Below are 16,723 nucleotides of genomic sequence, written 5' to 3' on the forward strand. Positions count from 1 at the left end.
TCTCCGTCATGAACAAGCTCTATCCCAACGCCGCGGCCGCCCTCGACGGGCTGGTCGGCGACGGCATCACCCTGGCCGTGGGCGGCTTCGGCCTCTGCGGCATTCCCGAGGCGCTGATCGCCGCCCTGCGCGACACCGGCGCCCGCGAACTGACCGCCATCAGCAACAACGCCGGGGTGGACGGCTTCGGCCTCGGCCAGCTGCTGGAGACCCGGCAGATCCGCAAGATGATTTCCTCCTACGTGGGCGAGAACAAGGAATTCGAGCGTCAGTATCTGGCCGGCGAACTGGAGCTGGAATTCACCCCCCAGGGCACCCTGGCCGAGAAGCTGCGCGCCGGTGGCGCGGGCATCCCGGCGTTCTACACCCGCACCGGCTACGGCACCCTGGTGGCCGAGGGCAAGGAGGTCCGCGACTTCAATGGCCAGCCGCATGTCATGGAACTGGCACTGACCGCCGACGTGGCCCTGGTCAAGGCGCAACGCGCCGACAAGGCCGGCAATCTGGTATTCAACAAGACCGCGCGCAACTTCAATCCGCTGTGCGCCATGGCCGGTCGCGTCTGCGTCGCCGAGGTGGAAGAGCTGGTGGAAGTCGGCGAGCTGGACCCCGACCAGATCCACCTGCCCGGCATCTTCGTGCAGCGCCTGGTGGTCAACGCCAATCCCGAGAAACGCATCGAGAAACGCACCCTGAGCGAGGAGAAGTAAGATGGCCTGGACCCGCGAACAGATGGCGCAACGCGCCGCCCGGGAGCTGCAGGACGGCTTCTACGTCAACCTCGGCATCGGCTTGCCGACCCTCGTCGCCAACTACATCCCCGCCGGCATGGACGTCTGGCTGCAGTCGGAGAACGGCCTGCTCGGCATCGGCCCCTTCCCCACCACCGAGACGGTCGACCCGGACCTGATCAACGCCGGCAAGCAGACCGTCACCGCCCTGCCCGGCAGCAGCTATTTCGACAGCGCCGCCAGCTTCGGCATGATCCGCGGCGGTCACGTCAACCTGGCCATCCTCGGCGCCATGCAGGTGTCGGCCCAGGGTGACCTGGCCAACTGGATGATCCCCGGCAAGATGGTCAAGGGCATGGGCGGCGCCATGGACCTGGTGGCTGGGGTGCAGCGCGTGGTGGTGCTGATGGAGCATACCGCCAAGGGCGCCCACAAGATCCTGCCGGCTTGCGACCTGCCGCTGACCGGGGTCGGCGTGGTCGACCTGATCATCACCGATCTGGCCGTGCTGGAGGTGACCGAGGGCGGTCTCCGGCTGGTGGAGCTGGCCGAAGGCGTCAGCCTCGATGAACTGCGCGCCGCCACCGGCGCCCCCATCCAGGCCTGAGGAGATCCCAGCCATGCAAGACGTCGTCATCGTCGCCGCCACCCGCACCGCGGTCGGCAGTTTCCAGGGCTCCCTGGCCAATGTGCCCGCCGTGGAGCTCGGCGCCACCGTCATCCGCGCCCTGCTGGAGCAGACCGGCGTGGCCCCGGCGCAGGTGGATGAAGTCATCCTCGGCCAGGTGCTCACCGCCGGCGCCGGCCAAAATCCGGCGCGCCAGGCAGCGGTCAAGGCCGGCCTGCCCCACGAAGTGCCGGCCCTGACCCTGAACAAGGTCTGCGGCTCCGGCCTCAAGGCGGTGCAGCTGGCGGTCCAGGCGATCCGCTGCGGCGACGCCGAGATCGTCATCGCCGGCGGCATGGAGAACATGAGCCTGGCGCCCTATGTGCTGCCCAAGGTACGCACCGGCCTGCGGCTGGGCCATGCCGAGCTGGTCGACTCCATGCTCAGCGATGGGCTGTGGGATGCCTTCAACGACTACCACATGGGCCAGACCGCGGAGAACCTGGTGCAGAAGTACCAGCTCAGCCGCGAGGCCCAGGACGCCTTTGCCGCGCGTTCCCAGCAGCGCGCCGCGGCAGCGGTGGAATCCGGCCGCTTCCGCGAGGAGATCACCCCGGTGGCCATTCCCCAGCGCAAGGGCGAGCCGCTGCTGTTCGACACCGACGAGGGCATCCGCGCCGATACCACCGCCGAGGGACTGGCGCGCCTGCGTCCGGCCTTCGCCAAGGACGGCAGCGTCACCGCCGGCAACGCCTCCAGCCTCAACGACGGCGCCGCCGCGGTGCTGGTGATGAGCGCGGCCAGGGCGGCCGCCCTGGGTCTGACACCGCTGGCGCATGTCGCCGCCTACGCCAGCGCCGGAGTGGACCCGGCGATCATGGGCATCGGCCCGGTCTCGGCCACCCGCAAGACCCTGGAAAAGGCCGGCTGGCAATTGGCCGACCTGGACCTGATCGAGGCCAACGAAGCCTTCGCCGCCCAGGCCCTGGCCGTGGGTCAGGAGCTGGGCTGGGATGACGAGAAGGTCAACGTCAACGGCGGCGCCATCGCCCTGGGCCATCCCATCGGCGCCTCGGGTTGCCGGGTGTTGGTGACCCTGCTGCACGAGTTGCGTCGGCGGGAGGGTCGGCGTGGCTTGGCGACCCTGTGCATCGGCGGTGGCCAGGGCGTGGCCCTGGCGGTGGAGCGGCGTTAAAGCCTATCGCGGCCATGGGCCGCTCCTACAGGTCCGGAGACCACCGTAGGAGCGGCCCATGGCCGCGATCAATGCATCACCGTCCCGCACTACATTCCCACAAAAAACAACAACAAAAGGATCCACCATGAGCTCAACCCCTTCCCGCGATTCGCGCAGCGCGCGTTTCGCCCTGGCCTGTTCCAATTGGGCCGAGCGCTGGTTTCCCGATTCCTGGGTGTTCGCCGTGCTCGCCGTGGCCGTGGTGGCCCTGGCCGCCCTCGGCATGGGCGCCCCCGCGGCCAAGACCGCCAAGGCCTTTGGCGACGGTTTCTGGAGTCTGATCCCCTTCACCATGCAGATGGCCTTCGTGGTCATCGGCGGCTATGTGGTGGCCAGTTCCGGTCCGGCCGGGCGCCTGATCGAGCGCCTGGCGCGGGTGCCCCGGACCGGCCGCGGCGCGGTGTGCTGGGTCGCCCTGGTGGCCATGCTCGCCTCCCTGCTCAACTGGGGCCTGAGCCTGGTGTTCGGCGGCCTGCTGGTGCGTGCCCTGGCCCGCCGCGAAGAACTCAAGATGGACTATCGCGCCGCTGGCGCCGCGGCCTACCTGGGCCTGGGCGCGGTCTGGGCGCTGGGCCTGTCGTCGTCGGCGGCCCAGCTGCAGGCCAATCCGGCCAGTCTGCCGCCATCGATCCTGGCCATCACCGGGGTGATCCCCTTCAGCCAGACACTGTTCCTCTGGCAATCCGGCGCCCTGCTGCTGGTGTTGCTGGTGGTCTCGGCGGTGATCGCCTATGTCACCGCGCCAGGACCGGACAGCGCGCGCGATGCCCGCGCCTGCGGTGTCGAAGTCACCCCGGCGCCCAAGGCCGCAGACAAGCCAACCCGTCCGGGCGAATGGCTCGAATACAGTCCGATCCTGATCGTGCTGCTGGTCTTGCTGGCCGCCGGCTGGCTGGTACAGGAATTCGCCAGCAAGCCGGCCATCGAGGCCATCTCCGGGCTGAACACCTACAACCTGCTGTTCATCAGCGTGGGGGCCTTGCTGCACTGGCGGCCGCGGCACTTCCTCGACGCCGTGGCCCGCGCCGTGCCGGCCACCACCGGGGTGCTGATCCAGTTTCCGCTGTACGGCTCCATCGCCGCGATCCTGACCAAGGTCAATGGCGCCGATGGCCAGACTCTGGCGCACCATATCGCAGCGTTCTTCACCCAGATCGCCACCCACGACACCTACGCCCTATTGATGGGCGTCTACTCGGCGCTGCTGGGGTTCTTCATCCCCTCGGGCGGGGGCAAGTGGATCATCGAGGCGCCCTATGTGATGCAGGTGGCCAACGACCTGCAATATCACCTGGGTTGGGCCGTGCAGATCTACAACGCCGCCGAGGCACTGCCGAATCTGATCAATCCCTTCTACATGCTGCCGCTACTGGGCGTGCTGGGGCTGAAGGCGCGCGACCTGGTCGGCTTTTCCTTCGTGCAGCTGCTGGTCCATGCACCCTTGGTGCTAGTGCTGCTGTGGCTGTTGGGGGGAACGTTGGCATATCTGCCGCCGGTACACCCGTAGCTCGGGTGGGGCGCAGAAAGTAAGGCGGGAGGGGTAAAGCGGGAGCCGGCTGAATCTCAGCCGGCGATGGCCAGACGGGTACTGTCGATGATGGCCTGCAGGCGGCTCGGGGTGCTGTATTCGTCGCGGTAGATCCGGCGGGTGTGCTTGGCCACGCCATGCTCGTTGACGACGATGAAGGAAAAACCTCGCTTGCTGGGGGCGTCGATGACGCAGCTCATCGGCGCGAAAGCGGCGCTGAGGGCATGCATGGCGTTCTGGGCTTGGGCTTGTATGTTCATGACTTCAGTTGTAAACCTCACGTGTGACGCTGCTATGACAAAGGTCTTGACCGATAGTGCCTAGACTTTCCAGTTATTGTTAGCAATAGGCGTGCCGGAATGTAACAAGGCCTTTTCCGACACGCCCTGCCCTTACTTGCCGGCAGCCTGCTGGCGACGCTTGGCTCGCCGCGACAGCATGTTCAGGCCCTCGATCAGCGCCGAGAAGGCCATGGCCGCGTAGATGTAGCCCTTGGGCACATGGGCGCCGAAACCCTCGGCGATCAGGGTCATGCCGATCATGATCAGGAACCCCAACGCCAGCATCACGACGGTCGGGTTGCGGTCGATGAACTTGGCCAGGGGATCGGCCGCCAGCAACATGACGGTCACCGCCACCACCACCGCGATCACCATCACCGGCAGGTGCTCGGTCATGCCGACGGCGGTGATGATGCTGTCCACCGAGAACACCAGGTCCAGCAAGAGGATCTGCACAATGGCCGAGCCGAAGGCCAGGGTCGCCGTCTCGCCGCCCTTGGTCAGGGCGCTGTCGGGCTCGGGATCGACGTTGTGGTGGATCTCCTTGGTCGCCTTCCACAGCAGGAACAGGCCACCGGCGATGAGGATCAGGTCCTTCCAGGAAAAGCTCTTGCCGAACACCTCGATGATGGGTTCGGTAAGCTGGACGATCCAGGCCACGGTGCCGAGCAGACCCAGGCGCAGGATCAGCGCCAGGCTGATGCCGATGCGACGGCCCTTCTGCTGCTGGTGAGCGGGCAGCTTGTTGGTCAGGATGGAGATGAAGATGAGGTTGTCGATGCCCAGCACCACCTCCATCACGATCAGGGTGGCCAGGGCAGCCCAGACGGTCGGGTCGGCGGCGAGTTGTAGCAGATAGTCCATTGCGGCACGGTTCCAGTGGGAAGAGAAAGGCCTGACAGGGTCAGGCCGCAGGTCTCACCATCAGAGCCTCGCGCCTGTGAAATGCTCGTGAAGGCCTCTGCCGCAATTGTTTCAAACTGTCGCAGCGGTACGCCGCTGGACGAAGCGCGCCACGTAGTCGTCGGCCGGCTGGCCGAGGATGTCCGCGGGGGTACCCACCTGCACCAGTCGACCGTCGCGCAGGATGGCGATGCGATTACCCAGGCGCAGTGCCTCGTCCAGGTCATGGGTGATGAAGACGATGGTCTTGTGCAGGCGCTGTTGCAGCTCCAGCAGTTGCTCCTGCATCTCGGCGCGGATCAACGGATCGAGGGCGGAAAAGGCCTCGTCCATCAGGATGATCTCGGTATCCGCCGCCAGGGCACGGGCCAGGCCGACCCGCTGGCGCATGCCACCGGAGAGCTGGTGCGGCCACTTGCGCTCGTAGCCGGCCAGGCCCACCACCTCGAGCCAGTGCAGCGCCCGTTCGCGACAGACCGCCTTGGGCTCGCCCCGCACCTTGAGGCCGTAGGCGACGTTGTCCAGCACCCGCCGATGGGGCAGCAGGCCAAAGCTCTGGAACACCATGCTGATGCGCTGGCGGCGCAATTCGCGCAGCGCCGGCAGCGGCAGCTGGAGGATGTCCTGGCCATCGATGAGGATGCGCCCGCTGCTCGGATCGATCAGCCGATTGAAGTGGCGCACCAGGGTCGACTTGCCGGAACCGGAGAGGCCCATGATGACGAAGATCTCGCCTTCGGCGATTTCCAGGGACAGATCGTCCACCCCCACCACGCAACCCGTGCGGGCGAGGATGTCGGCCTTGTCGTGCCCCTCGCGGAGCAGGGCCAGGGCAGCCTGCTCGCGTTTGCCGAAGATCTTGGAGACCCGCTCGACGACGATCTTCATCGCTCCACCTCGTGGCGCTGGCGGCCATAGGCCTGGGTGATGCGGTCGATGACCACGGCGAGAATGACGATGGCCAGTCCCGCCTGCAGGCCCTTGCCCACGTCCAGAGTCTGGATGCCCACCAGCACCTCTTCACCAAGACCCCGGGCGCCGATCATGGAGGCGATCACCACCATGGACAGAGCCATCATGGTGGTCTGGTTGATGCCGGCCATGATGCTCGGCAGCGCCAGCGGCAGCTGCACGCCGAACAGCTGCTGCCAGCGACTGGCGCCAAAGGCGTTGACAGCCTCCATGACCTCGCGATCGACCTGGCGGATGCCCAGGTCGGTGAGGCGGATCAGCGGCGGCGCGGCATAGATCACCGTGGCGAAGATCGCCGGCACCTTGCCCAGGCCGAACAGCATCAGCACCGGGATCAGGTACACGAAGCTGGGCATGGTCTGCATGATGTCCAGTAGTGGCATCAGCACCAGACGAAGACGGGCGCTACGAGCGCAGAGAATGCCCAGGGGGATGCCGATGATCACCGCGATGGCGGTGGCCACCAGCACCAGGGCCAGGGTCTGCATCAGCTTGTCCCACAGCCCCAGGGCGCCGACCAGGAACAGCAGTCCGGTGATCAGCAGGGTCGGCAACACTCGCCGGGTGGCATGGGCGGCCAGGGCCGCGACGATCAGCAGCAGCGCCCACCAGGGGGTGCCGCGCAGCAGGCCTTCAAGCCAGACGATGGCCTGCAGCAGGGTGTCGGAGATGGTCCGGAAGACGTCGCCGTAGCGGGTCACCAGCCAGTCGACACCGCGATTGACGGCGTCGGCGAAGGAAAAGGTCAGGCCTTCGGGAAACATCCTAGAGCGCCGCCTGGATCTTGCTGCGCGCCGCGGCGTCGGTCACCCAGGCCTGCCACAGTTCGGGATGGGCCTTGAGTAGCGCCTCGGCCGCGGCGGGGGCGTCCTGCTTGGCTTCGGCCTGCTCGGCCAGGGTGCGGTTGAGCAGTTCGATGGGTACGTTGACTCGACTCAGCACGGCCACCAGCTCGGGGGCGCCGTCGTGGAAAGGCTTGGAGAGGCCGGCCTGCACCTGGATGCGCTTGGCTTCGCCGTCACGGGGCTTGAGCTGCACCATGTCGACTCGGCCCAGCAGCGGCGTCGGCGACCAGTAGTAGGTCAGGATCGGCTGCTTGCGCCGGGTGGCCGAGACGATGGCCGCATCCAGCGCCGGTCCAGTACCCGGGCGGAAGTTGGTGTATTTGTCGCTCAGGCCGTAGCTCTGCAGCATCTGGGTGTTTTCCAGTTCGCAGGTCCAGCCGGCCGGGCAATTGTAGAAGCGGCCCTTGCCCGGTTCTTCCGGATCACGGAACAGCTCGGCGTACTGACCCAGGTCGGCGATGCTCTTCAGGTTGGGGGCCTTGGCGCCCTCGCCTTCCACCAGATAGCGTGGCACGTACCAGCCTTCGGTGGCACCTTCTATAGGAGCGCCCACGCCGACCACCTTGCCAGCGGCGGCGGCCTTGTTCCAGGCCTCGCTGCGGCCTATCCACTCCTCGGCGAACACCTGGATGTCGTTGTTGCCCAGGGCCTGCTCCAGGGTGATGGAGTTGCCGGGGATGCTGTCCACCTTGCAGTCATAGCCGTGCTGCAGGACGAAGCCCATCAATTCGGAGAGCAGCATGCCGCTCTCCCAGTTCACCCCGGCGAACTTCACCGGCTTGCTGGCGCACCAGCTGTCGGCCTGGGCGGTGCCGGCGGCGAGCAGGCCAAGGGAGAGGCCGGCGGCCAGGAGGGAACGGCGGGGAAAGGCTGTGGGCATGGGTGACTCCGTCTGCACTGGGAGGGCCAGGGCGGCAGAGCCGTTCCGCTGGCGATCCTACCTTGGTCAGCGCCGCGGGCTCAGGGTTCAGCCAGAGCCCCTGGGGCCGCCCCTGTGAGGCTCGCGGGCGCTGAACACAGCGTCGTGCTCTGGTCGATCAAGCGGCGCCACCCAGACCCGTCGACCTCTCCCTCGCCGCAATGACACTCGCGCGGACGACCGCTGCGCTCGAACTTTGCACGCGCTCGCCTCTTCTACCGGAGGTCACCCTCGCGGAGCCGATCATGCGTATCCATCACCTCAACTGCGGCTGCATGTGCCCCCTGGGCGGGGCACTGTACGACGGTTTCAGCCATGGCCTTGCCGCCCACCTCGCCTGTCATTGCCTGCTGGTGGAAACCGACCGGGACGGCCTGGTGCTGGTGGATACCGGCTTTGGCGAAGCCGATCTCAGGGAACGCGGCCGGCGGCTGAGTCCGTTCTTCCGGCTGATGAATCGCATCCAGTACGATCCCGAACTCAGCGCCCTGGCGCAGCTCCGCCGCCTGGGTTTTCGTCCGGGCGACGTCCGCCATATCGTGCTGACCCATCTGGATTTCGACCACGCCGGCGGCCTGGACGACTTTCCCCAGGCCTAGGTCCATGTCCTGCAGCGCGAGTGGGATGCGCAGCGGCAGCGCCATGGCTTCATCGTTCGACGCCGCTACCGTCCGGCACAGTGGCAAGGCATTCGCCACTGGCATTTCCATGAACCCCAGGGCGAGCGGTGGAATGGCTTCGCCAGCGTGCGTGACCTGCCTGGGCTGCCGCCGGAGATTCTGATGATCCCGCTGCCCGGCCATACCCCGGGTCATGCCGGTATTGCCATCCAGCACGACGGAGGCTGGTTGCTGCACGCTGGCGACGCCTATTTCTATCGCGACGAGATGCGCCAGCCCGAACGTCACTGCACACCGGGCCTGAGGTTCTACCAGCGCCTGATGGAAGCCGACCGCGCCAGCCGCCTGGACAACCAGGCGCGCCTGCGCGAACTTTCCCTGCGCCAGGACCTGGGGTTGACGCTGTTCTGCAGCCATGACCTGGTGGAGTTAAAGCGGTTGCAGGAGGGTGAGCGGGCATAGGCTGCGCTGAGCACGGCGAAGCTCAACAGGACCTAGGCCGAGCTCCTCGATGTTGGGCTTCGACGATAAAGCTGTCTCAACCCACCCTACGCCAGGGTCGGGACCCGTAGCGCAGCGAAGCCCAACAGGGCCAAGCCCCCGTGTTGGGCTTCGACGGTAAAGCCGTCTCAACCCAACCTAGGCAATCACTGGGTAACCCTGCTCCACCGCCTCCCGGCGCCAATCCAGCAGGGGTAGATAAGTCGCCTCTTCCACGGCCGTGACACCGTCGAGCGCAAGGATGTCGGCCAACGCAGGATCGGCGGCCAGGCTGTCGTTCAGGGCCGTGCGCAAGGCCTGCACTTCCGCGTCCGAACGACTGGCGGCGGTGATGAAGGGCAGTGCCGGGCTGGTGCGAGTGCGTTGCAGCAGGCGCAGACCGGCGACCCGCGCGGGCTGGGCGCGTTGCAGATAGCCATAGGTCACGGCATCCACCGCGGCCACATCGGCGTGCCCCTGCTGCAACAGCGCCAGGCTGTTGGCGTGGCTTTCGCTGACGATCATCTCGCCGAAGAAGCGGGCACGCTCGGCCAGGGGCGCCACGGCGTGGCGCAGCAGATTCATGCCGGTATTGGAATCCAGGCCGTTGAGGGCGACACGCTTGCCGCGCAGATCGGCCAGGCTGGTCACCTCCAGCGTCTCGGGCACCAGGATGAAGGCGCAGTGCTCGGCCGCCTGGCAACCCTCGAAGCGATAACGCGGCGCCGCGACCAGGCGCACCTGGCCGCGCAGGCGGGTCGCCCAGGGATAGCCGCAGGTCTGGGCCAGCAGCAGCGCGGGATGCGTCCAGAGCGCCGGCAGCTCCTCGGGCGCAGGGTCGAGCGTCTCGCCCAGGCGCAGCGCTACGGCCTCGGCCAGCTGGCGATAGGCGTCGCGCACCTCGGCAGGCTCGACGTACATGGTGAGGGCGGCGACGGTCATGGGCGGCTCCAGCACGGGAAACCGCCATTATCCCCTAATCAAGGCGCCTAGAGCGCCGCCTTTACCCGCTCGGCGTTTTCCGCCGGCAGCCAGGACGTCCAGACCTCCGGATGCTCCTTGAGGAAACGCTTGGCCACGACCTGGGCGTCTTCGCGTTTCTCGGCCATGCCGGCGAGGATGCCGTTGAACTGGTCGAGGGGGAATTCGACCTTCTCGAACAGCGCCACCAGGGCCGGCGCCTTGTCGTGCAGGTCGCGGGAGACGCCGATGGTGATCTTGGCCGGCAGGGAGCGTGACGGCAGCGGATCGGGATTCTTCGGATCCGACAGGGTATCCCAGGCCTTCTGGCTGAACGGCGGTTCTTCCAGCTGGACCAGCTTGTAGCGGCCCATCAGCGGGGTCGGCGACCAATAGTAGAAGAGCACCGGCTCGCCACGACGCATGGCGGTAGCGATGGCCGCATCCAGTGCGGGGCCGGTACCGGTGCGGAAGTTGGTGTAGCTGTCGGTCAGCTTGTAGGCCTTGAGCTTCTGGCTGTTGACGATCTCGCAGGTCCAGCCGGTCGGGCAGTTGAGGAAGCGACCCTTGCCGGGCTCTTCCGGATCGCGGAACAACTCCTTGTAGCGCGGCAGATCGGCGACGCTCTTCAGGTCCGGCGCCTTGGCCTGGATGCCCCGCGCGGGGTCACCCTTGACCAGGTATTCCGGTACCCACCAGCCCTCGGTAGCGCCCTTGACCGTCACGCCGACGGCAAAGACCTTGCCGGCCTTTTCCGCCGCGCGCCAGGCCGGACTGCGCCCGGCCCACTGCTCGCCCGTAACCTGGATGTCATTTTGCGCCAGGGCGTTTTCCAGGGTCACGGTGTTGCCCGGCACGCTGTCGGTCTGGCAGCCATAGCCCTTCTCCACCAGCAGGCGCAGCACCTCGGTGGTGAACATGCCGCTCTCCCAGTTGGGGCCGGCGAATTTCACCGTCTGCGGATAGGGACAGCCGCCGTCGGCGGCAAAGGCCAGCGGGGTGATGGCAAGGCTGGCAAGGGTCAGGGCGAGACGCAGGCGCATGGGCTAACTCTCCGACGAGGACGTGGACCTTTCGACCCCCGGCACTGCCATTCGTCCCCGCGGGCCAGGGCTATTTCACAGCGGACCGCCCTCGGCGGTCTTGCGCAGGCCGGCGATCACCGTTTCGCCGGTTTCCCGGGCCAGCTCGGCGTACCAGGCCTGGGTGGCCAGGGGCTCATGACCGTGGGTGATCTCGCAGCGCTTGCGCGCCCGCTCGACGATGCCGGCGACCCGTTCCAGCCGGGCCTGCTCGTAGGCCTGCAGGGCCGCGCGCGGATCGGTCTCGGCGTCCAGGCAGCGCGCCAGCACCCAGGCATCCTCCATGGCCTGGCAACCGCCCTGCCCCAGGTCCGGGGCCATGGCATGGGCGGAATCGCCCAGGAGCGCCACCCGGCCCTGCACCAGGGTCGGTAACGGCCGGGTATCGTGGATCTCCACGCGGGCCACGCCCTGGGGATCCAGTCGTTCGATGAGGCGCTGCACCGGCGGCGCCCAGCCGGCGAAGTGCTCGGCCAGCTCCGCGCGGTAACGGCCGCGGTCGTTGGGTGTGCCCTTGGGCAGGGGTACGTCGAAAAAGAAATAGAATTCGTCGCCGCCCATGGGCATCAGGGAAACCCGCTGGTGCGCCCCGACGAATTGCGCCCAGTCGTAGGCCTCGGCCAGCTCCGGCGCGATCCTCACCCGCCCGTTCCAGTTCACGTAGCCGCAATACTCACGGGTGATGGCCTGGCCCACCACCCGCTCCCGCAGGCGCGAGTGGGTGCCATCGGCAGCGATCAGCAGATCGGCCCGTTCGCGCCGACCGTCGCCAAGGAGCACGGTCACCCCGGTCGCATCCTGCTCGAAGCCGTCGCAACCGACACCCAGGGTCACCCGCTCGGCGCCCACGGCTTCCAGCAGCAGTCGCTGCAGGTGGGCACGGGCGATGGGACGTGCTGGCCGGCCCACGGCCGTATAAAGAGGCAGCAGGCTGAACTGGGTAAGCAACCGTCCCTCGTGGTCCCGGTAGCTCATGGTCTGCATGTCACCGCTGACCGCGGCGATGGCGGACCCGAGCCCCAGGTGTTCGAGTACCTTGACGCCGTTGGGCCAGATGGAAATGGCCGCACCGATGGGGGCGAGATCCTGCGAGCGCTCGAACAGGCGGACCCGGTGCCCGGCCTGCTGCAACGCCAGGGCGGCGGTGAGACCGCCCATGCCGGCGCCGGCGATGATGATGTCGAGAGATGGCATGACAGGCCTCGTTTGGCGGTAACAGATACCCTGAACAAGCAATTTCCTGTCCAAGTGGTCAGGTATTGCCTTCCGGGCGCTGGCCGGACAGCAGAGGCCAGGAAACGCACCAGCCTGGTGCTCTGTGCACCATTGGTCGCTTCGTCTGCAGGCAAGCTGCCCTTCGTCGGCTCGCATGACGCATTCCAGACCTCTTCTATACTCCTAAGGTAGTCGCCAGTCGCGTTTTACCCAGCGTTCGCCATCCATAGAGGCCCGCTTGCGGCGACCACAGCGGGTGAGGAGCAGGATCATGATCAATCATGTCTGGGGCCTGCTGGCCCATCCCGATCGCGAGTGGCAACAGATCCGTCGCGAAGGAGAAACGGTCGGGCACTTCTTCGCCCATCATGTCGCCTTCCTGGCGGCCATTCCCGTCGTCGCTTCCCTGGTGGGGACCACCACCTTCGGCTGGCGCTTCGGCGGCGGTGAAGCCCATGTGCTGGACATACCCACGGCGGTGGTCCTGGCGGTCATCAGCTATGCGCTGATCATGGCGGCCGTCGTGGCCATGGGGCATGTGATCCACTGGCTGGCGCGGCGCTATCCGGATCGACCCAGTGCCAACCGCTGCATCCTCTTCGCCGGCTACGTGGCCACGCCCATGCTGCTGAGCGGTCTGGTGGGCTTCTATCCGCTGGTGTGGCTGTGCGCCATCGCCGGGATCGTCGGCCTGGCCTATTCGGCCTACCTGCTCTATACGGGCATCCCCTCCTTCCTCAATATCGACCAGCGGGAGGGCTTCATCATGTCCGGTTCCACCCTGGCCATCGGGGTGCTGGTGCTGGAAGTGCTGATGGCGACCACGGTTCTGATGTGGGGCTATGGTCCCAGGCTGTTCGGCTGATCGAACGTCACACTGCCGTTAGCAAAAAGCCCGGATGCGTTACCGCTCCGGGCTTTTTGTTGGCGAACGGCTAGTGACGGGAAAAGCCGTAGAGATCCATGGCCAGGATGCGATGGGCGATGCCGTCGTGATGGACGCTGAAGGTGCCCTCGGGGTCGGCCGCGCCCAGGGCGACGAACAGCGGCAACAGGTGCTCGTCGGTGGGATGGGCCTGGCGGGCCTGCGGCGCCTGACGTCGGTAATCGAGCAAGGCGTCCAGGTCCCGCTCGCGCAGGCGGGTCTGCATCCATTGCTGGAAGTCCCGCACATAGCTGGGGGAGTCGGCGCCGCCACGGCGGAAATCACCGAGGTTGTGGGTCAGGCTGCCCGAGCCGATCAGCAGGGTGTCCGCCGGTAGCACCCTGGCCAGCGCCTGGCCCAGGGCATAGTGGTAGTCCGGTCCGCGGGCAGCGCTCATCGACAGCGGCACCACGGGGATCCGAGCGTCGGGATAGAGATAGCGCAGCGGCACCCAGGCGCCATGATCCAGCCCCTGCTCGCCGGTTTCGGCCTCCCAGCCCTGGTCACGTAGCCCCCGCGCCAGCTGCTCGGCCAGGGCCGGAGCGCCAGGCGCGGGATAGTCCAGTTGGTAGAGGGCCTCGGGAAAGCCATAGAAGTCATGGACGGTAGCCGGCCGCTTGGCGCTGCCGAACAGCGGAACCCGGGTATCGAAGTGCGCCGAGACCACGACGATGGCGGCCGGGGTCGGCAGCGACCGTCCCAGGTCGCGCCAGGCCGTTCCCGCCGCGCCGGCGTCGAGCGCCTCCATGGGCGAACCGTGAGAAACGAACAGGGTGGGAAGCGACATGGTGGCGACCTCTGAGCAGGGTTCAGGAACGCTTGCGGGCATCCCAGGAGAGCTGGCCAGCGCCCAGCAGTGCCAGGGCGGCGGCGGTCACGGCGAGAAAGACCGGATATTCCCAGCCGCCATGGGGATTGGAGAAGGACCAGCCGTTGCCGAAATGGACCGTCGCGGCCGCGAACAGTTGGACGGCGGCGACTGCCGCGACCGGACGCACCCAGGCGCCGAGGATCAGGAGTACGCCCGCGCCCAGCTCGAAGAAGGTGACCGGATAGGCCAGCCAGCCGGGAAAGCCCACCGAGGCGAAGAAAGCCGCCGTGCCCGGCAGGGTGAACACCAGCAGCTTGGTCAGGCCGTGGGCCAGGAACATGGCGCCCAGGGCCAGGCGCAGCAACAGCGGGGCATAGGATGCAGTACGGTCGGTCATGCTGATTCTCGAACGGAGGAAGGATGACGCTATTGTCCTGTTTCCAGCACGCGAATAAAGGCGCACCCTGGGAATGAACTGTGCACGCTATGGAAACAATCCTTGGACACTCTGAGAGCCTTGCAGGCCTTCATCAAGATCGTCGAACTGGGCAGCCTGACCGCCGCGGCGGAGCGGCTGGAGCTGTCGCGCTCGGCGCTTACCAAGCACCTGGCGGCCCTGGAGCGCCACTACGGCACTCGGCTGCTGCAACGCACCACCCGCACCCTGAGCCTGACCGAGGCCGGGCGTACGCTGCATGAAGGACTGGTCCCGCTGCTCGGTGATCTGGAGGCCCTCGAGCAGCGCCTGCAGGAAGGCCACGAGCGGCCCCAGGGGCGGCTCAGGGTCAGTGCGCCCCTCACCTTTGGCGTACGTCACCTGGCGCCGCTGGTGAGTAGCTTCCTGCATGAATATCCCGAGGTCGCCATCGATCTGGAGCTGAGCGATCGCCAGGTGCGCCTGGTCGAGGAAGGCTTCGATCTGGCCGTGCGCATCGGCGACCTCAGCGACTCCAGTCTGGTGGCGCAGCCCCTGGGAGCGGTCGAGCTGTTCATCTGTGCCGCACCCGCCTATTTGCAGCGCCATGGTCGCCCCGAGCATCCCACCGCCTTGCGTGAGCATCGTTGCCTGCTCTACAGCTACGCCAGCGATGGCGATCTCTGGGAATTCCAGCGTGAGGGGGAGCGCCTGCAGGTCAAGGTCAGCGGTCCACTGCGCGCCAACAATGGCAGCGTCCTCCACCAGGCGGCGCTGGACGGCCACGGCATCATTCGCCAGCCGGATTTCCTGGTGGGCGATGACCTGGCGGCGGGTCGCCTGGAGCGACTGTTCGCCCCCTGGTACACCCAGGCCATCGCCATCCACGCCCTCTATCCCCATCGGCGCCTGGTGCCGGCCAAGGTGCGGCTGTTCATTGCCTGGCTGCAGCGACATCTGGTCACGCCCGAGCACCTGAAAAGACTGCCGTAGGTCGCCGCCGAACGGTCGTTGGAGGGGGCTTCGCAGCCTCACGGGGCTTGCCTAGAATCCGTGCCTGTCCCGCCGGCCCTGCCGGTTCCTACGATGGCTGTCGTCCATGTCGACCGAGAATCCCTGCCTCAGCTGTGGCGCCTGCTGCGCCCATTTTCGCGTGTCTTTCTATTGGGGCGAATGCCAGTCGGCAGGCGGCCTGGTGCCCGACTACCTGACCGTCGCGATCAGCCCGCACCTGGTAGCCATGCAGGGCACCGAGCAGAAGCCGGTACGCTGTGCGGCCCTGCTCGGCGAGGTGGGCTGCGGCACGCGCTGCACCGTCTATGAAAACCGTTCCAGCACCTGCCGCGAGTTCACCGCCGCCTGGGAGTACGGCGAAGCCAATCCGCACTGCGATGCCGCCCGTGCGGCCTATGGCCTGCCGCCCCTGACGCCACCGTTGCAGCCGCATATCTCGCCCGACCGCGTAGCTTAGGCACTGTACGAAAACTGCCTGCACTCGGTGATGCTTCGTTGAAAAACCTCTGGATCGCCAGCCCGGTCGGAATGCTCATTTACCACTCGTAAACTCCGCTTCCTCAAGGTTTTTCGCCTCGCCTCACCATCGCTCGGCGACTTTTCGTTCAGCGACTAGAGGAAACCAAACGGCCATTGCCGCTGCCCAAAAAGGCGACGGTTGGGCTGTGAAGCGTGGAAAATGCAGTGCGGATCAGGTTTTCACGCCCCTGCCAGATCGAATACCCTATCGTTCTTTCGCCCGCTATGCGTATCCTGTAGCGCCGAACAACAAGGCTGCTTCAACCGGCCACGTAGAGGCTCACAAAGGCTCTACGCAAGGCAAAGCTGCCGCTATACTGCCTGGCCAATACTCACACATGGAGTTTTTACATGAATAAAGCTGAGCTGATCGACGCCATTGCCGCGTCTGCCGACCTGCCCAAGGCCACCGCTGCCAAAGCCCTGGACGCCTTCACCACTGCGGTGACCGACGCCCTGAAGCAAGGCGACAGCGTCAGCCTGGTCGGTTTCGGAACTTTCGCAGTAAAAGAGCGCGCTGCTCGCGAAGGCCGCAACCCGCAGACCGGTGCCACCATCAAGATCGCCGCTGCCAAGCTGCCCGGCTTCAAGCCCGGCAAAGGCCTCAAAGACGCCGTCAGCTAAGACTGCGTTGGTCGATTCTTGTCTTCCGGGCGCTT

At 66.6% G+C, this 16,723-nt stretch carries 18 protein-coding genes and 1 pseudogene; 9 read left to right on the forward strand and 10 right to left on the reverse strand.

Going from position 1 to position 16,723, the window contains the following annotated elements; genetic code table 11:
• Window positions 1-8 precede the first annotated feature (8 nt).
• The 4 genes from PVZ72_RS02390 to PVZ72_RS02405 all read left to right on the forward strand — a co-directional run bounded on the left by PVZ72_RS02390 (window position 9) and on the right by PVZ72_RS02405 (window position 4,082).
• Window positions 9-710: a CoA transferase subunit A gene (locus PVZ72_RS02390; protein ID WP_133859480.1), complete on the forward strand. Its 702-nt coding sequence runs from the start codon at window positions 9-11 to the stop codon at window positions 708-710.
• A gap of 1 nt (window position 711) precedes the next feature.
• Window positions 712-1,338 (forward strand): CoA transferase subunit B, encoded by a 627-nt coding sequence (locus tag PVZ72_RS02395; protein ID WP_187978927.1) that lies wholly within the window; start codon window positions 712-714, stop codon window positions 1,336-1,338.
• Window positions 1,339-1,351: 13 nt separating this feature from the next.
• On the forward strand, window positions 1,352-2,533 hold the full coding sequence (locus PVZ72_RS02400) for an acetyl-CoA C-acetyltransferase (RefSeq protein ID WP_273861129.1): 1,182 nt from the start codon (window positions 1,352-1,354) through the stop codon (window positions 2,531-2,533).
• Between the two features lie 127 nt (window positions 2,534-2,660).
• Window positions 2,661-4,082 (forward strand): short-chain fatty acid transporter, encoded by a 1,422-nt coding sequence (locus PVZ72_RS02405; protein ID WP_273861130.1) that lies wholly within the window; start codon window positions 2,661-2,663, stop codon window positions 4,080-4,082.
• Window positions 4,083-4,138: 56 nt separating this feature from the next.
• On the opposite strand, the gene PVZ72_RS02410 is transcribed toward PVZ72_RS02405, so the two are convergent.
• The 5 genes from PVZ72_RS02410 to PVZ72_RS02430 all read right to left on the reverse strand — a co-directional run bounded on the left by PVZ72_RS02410 (window position 4,139) and on the right by PVZ72_RS02430 (window position 7,984).
• A complete protein-coding gene (locus tag PVZ72_RS02410; RefSeq protein WP_059314350.1) occupies window positions 4,139-4,363 on the reverse strand; it encodes a hypothetical protein in 225 nt (74 codons plus the stop codon).
• Between the two features lie 132 nt (window positions 4,364-4,495).
• The gene (locus PVZ72_RS02415; RefSeq protein ID WP_158896822.1) at window positions 4,496-5,248 is read right to left on the reverse strand and encodes a TerC family protein; all 753 of its coding nucleotides are present in this window, start codon (window positions 5,246-5,248) and stop codon (window positions 4,496-4,498) included.
• Window positions 5,249-5,359: 111 nt separating this feature from the next.
• Complete coding sequence (locus tag PVZ72_RS02420) at window positions 5,360-6,175, reverse strand: quaternary amine ABC transporter ATP-binding protein (RefSeq protein WP_133859485.1); 816 nt, start codon at window positions 6,173-6,175, stop codon at window positions 5,360-5,362.
• Window positions 6,172-7,023, reverse strand: coding sequence for an ABC transporter permease (locus PVZ72_RS02425; protein ID WP_133859486.1), 852 nt, complete (start codon window positions 7,021-7,023; stop codon window positions 6,172-6,174). The genes PVZ72_RS02420 and PVZ72_RS02425 overlap by 4 nt, the downstream gene beginning before the upstream one ends.
• Before the next feature lies 1 nt (window position 7,024).
• Entirely contained in the window at window positions 7,025-7,984 is a 960-nt protein-coding gene (locus tag PVZ72_RS02430) for an ABC transporter substrate-binding protein (protein ID WP_273861131.1), read from the reverse strand.
• A gap of 284 nt (window positions 7,985-8,268) precedes the next feature.
• Between PVZ72_RS02430 and PVZ72_RS24070 the strand changes: the two are divergent.
• Window positions 8,269-9,105, forward strand: a pseudogene (locus PVZ72_RS24070) (MBL fold metallo-hydrolase).
• A 177-nt stretch (window positions 9,106-9,282) separates the two neighbouring features.
• Here the strand turns inward: PVZ72_RS24070 and PVZ72_RS02445 are convergent.
• From PVZ72_RS02445 to hpxO, 3 genes are all read right to left on the reverse strand, one after another.
• The gene (locus PVZ72_RS02445) at window positions 9,283-10,065 is read right to left on the reverse strand and encodes a phosphate/phosphite/phosphonate ABC transporter substrate-binding protein (protein ID WP_187978923.1); all 783 of its coding nucleotides are present in this window, start codon (window positions 10,063-10,065) and stop codon (window positions 9,283-9,285) included.
• Between the two features lie 47 nt (window positions 10,066-10,112).
• Window positions 10,113-11,126 (reverse strand): ABC transporter substrate-binding protein, encoded by a 1,014-nt coding sequence (locus PVZ72_RS02450; protein WP_273861134.1) that lies wholly within the window; start codon window positions 11,124-11,126, stop codon window positions 10,113-10,115.
• 75 nt (window positions 11,127-11,201) lie between these two features.
• Window positions 11,202-12,359, reverse strand: a complete 1,158-nt coding sequence (hpxO, locus tag PVZ72_RS02455) for an FAD-dependent urate hydroxylase HpxO (protein ID WP_273861135.1) — start codon at window positions 12,357-12,359, stop codon at window positions 11,202-11,204.
• A 292-nt stretch (window positions 12,360-12,651) separates the two neighbouring features.
• Here hpxO and PVZ72_RS02460 point away from each other — a divergent pair, with 292 nt between their 5' ends.
• Window positions 12,652-13,245 carry a Yip1 family protein gene (locus tag PVZ72_RS02460; protein ID WP_273861136.1) on the forward strand — a complete coding sequence of 198 codons (594 nt, stop codon included), beginning with the start codon at window positions 12,652-12,654 and terminating at the stop codon, window positions 13,243-13,245.
• Between the two features lie 70 nt (window positions 13,246-13,315).
• On the opposite strand, the gene PVZ72_RS02465 is transcribed toward PVZ72_RS02460, so the two are convergent.
• Both PVZ72_RS02465 and PVZ72_RS02470 read right to left on the reverse strand, forming a co-directional pair.
• A complete protein-coding gene (locus PVZ72_RS02465; RefSeq protein WP_273861137.1) occupies window positions 13,316-14,092 on the reverse strand; it encodes a DODA-type extradiol aromatic ring-opening family dioxygenase in 777 nt (258 codons plus the stop codon).
• A gap of 22 nt (window positions 14,093-14,114) precedes the next feature.
• Complete coding sequence (locus PVZ72_RS02470; RefSeq protein ID WP_273861138.1) at window positions 14,115-14,513, reverse strand: DoxX family protein; 399 nt, start codon at window positions 14,511-14,513, stop codon at window positions 14,115-14,117.
• 102 nt (window positions 14,514-14,615) lie between these two features.
• On the opposite strand from PVZ72_RS02470, the gene PVZ72_RS02475 reads away from it, so the two are divergent.
• The 3 genes from PVZ72_RS02475 (at window position 14,616) to PVZ72_RS02485 (ending at window position 16,688) form a co-directional block, all read left to right on the forward strand.
• On the forward strand, window positions 14,616-15,524 hold the full coding sequence (locus PVZ72_RS02475; protein WP_187978918.1) for a LysR family transcriptional regulator: 909 nt from the start codon (window positions 14,616-14,618) through the stop codon (window positions 15,522-15,524).
• A gap of 106 nt (window positions 15,525-15,630) precedes the next feature.
• Complete coding sequence (locus PVZ72_RS02480) at window positions 15,631-16,002, forward strand: YkgJ family cysteine cluster protein (RefSeq protein ID WP_273861139.1); 372 nt, start codon at window positions 15,631-15,633, stop codon at window positions 16,000-16,002.
• A gap of 413 nt (window positions 16,003-16,415) precedes the next feature.
• The gene (locus tag PVZ72_RS02485; protein ID WP_007159052.1) at window positions 16,416-16,688 is read left to right on the forward strand and encodes an HU family DNA-binding protein; all 273 of its coding nucleotides are present in this window, start codon (window positions 16,416-16,418) and stop codon (window positions 16,686-16,688) included.
• The last annotated feature ends 35 nt before the right edge of the window (window positions 16,689-16,723 follow it).

The organism is Pseudomonas sp. LA5, assembly GCF_028640825.1.
In the GTDB taxonomy this organism is placed as follows: domain Bacteria; phylum Pseudomonadota; class Gammaproteobacteria; order Pseudomonadales; family Pseudomonadaceae; genus Chryseomonas; species Chryseomonas aestiva.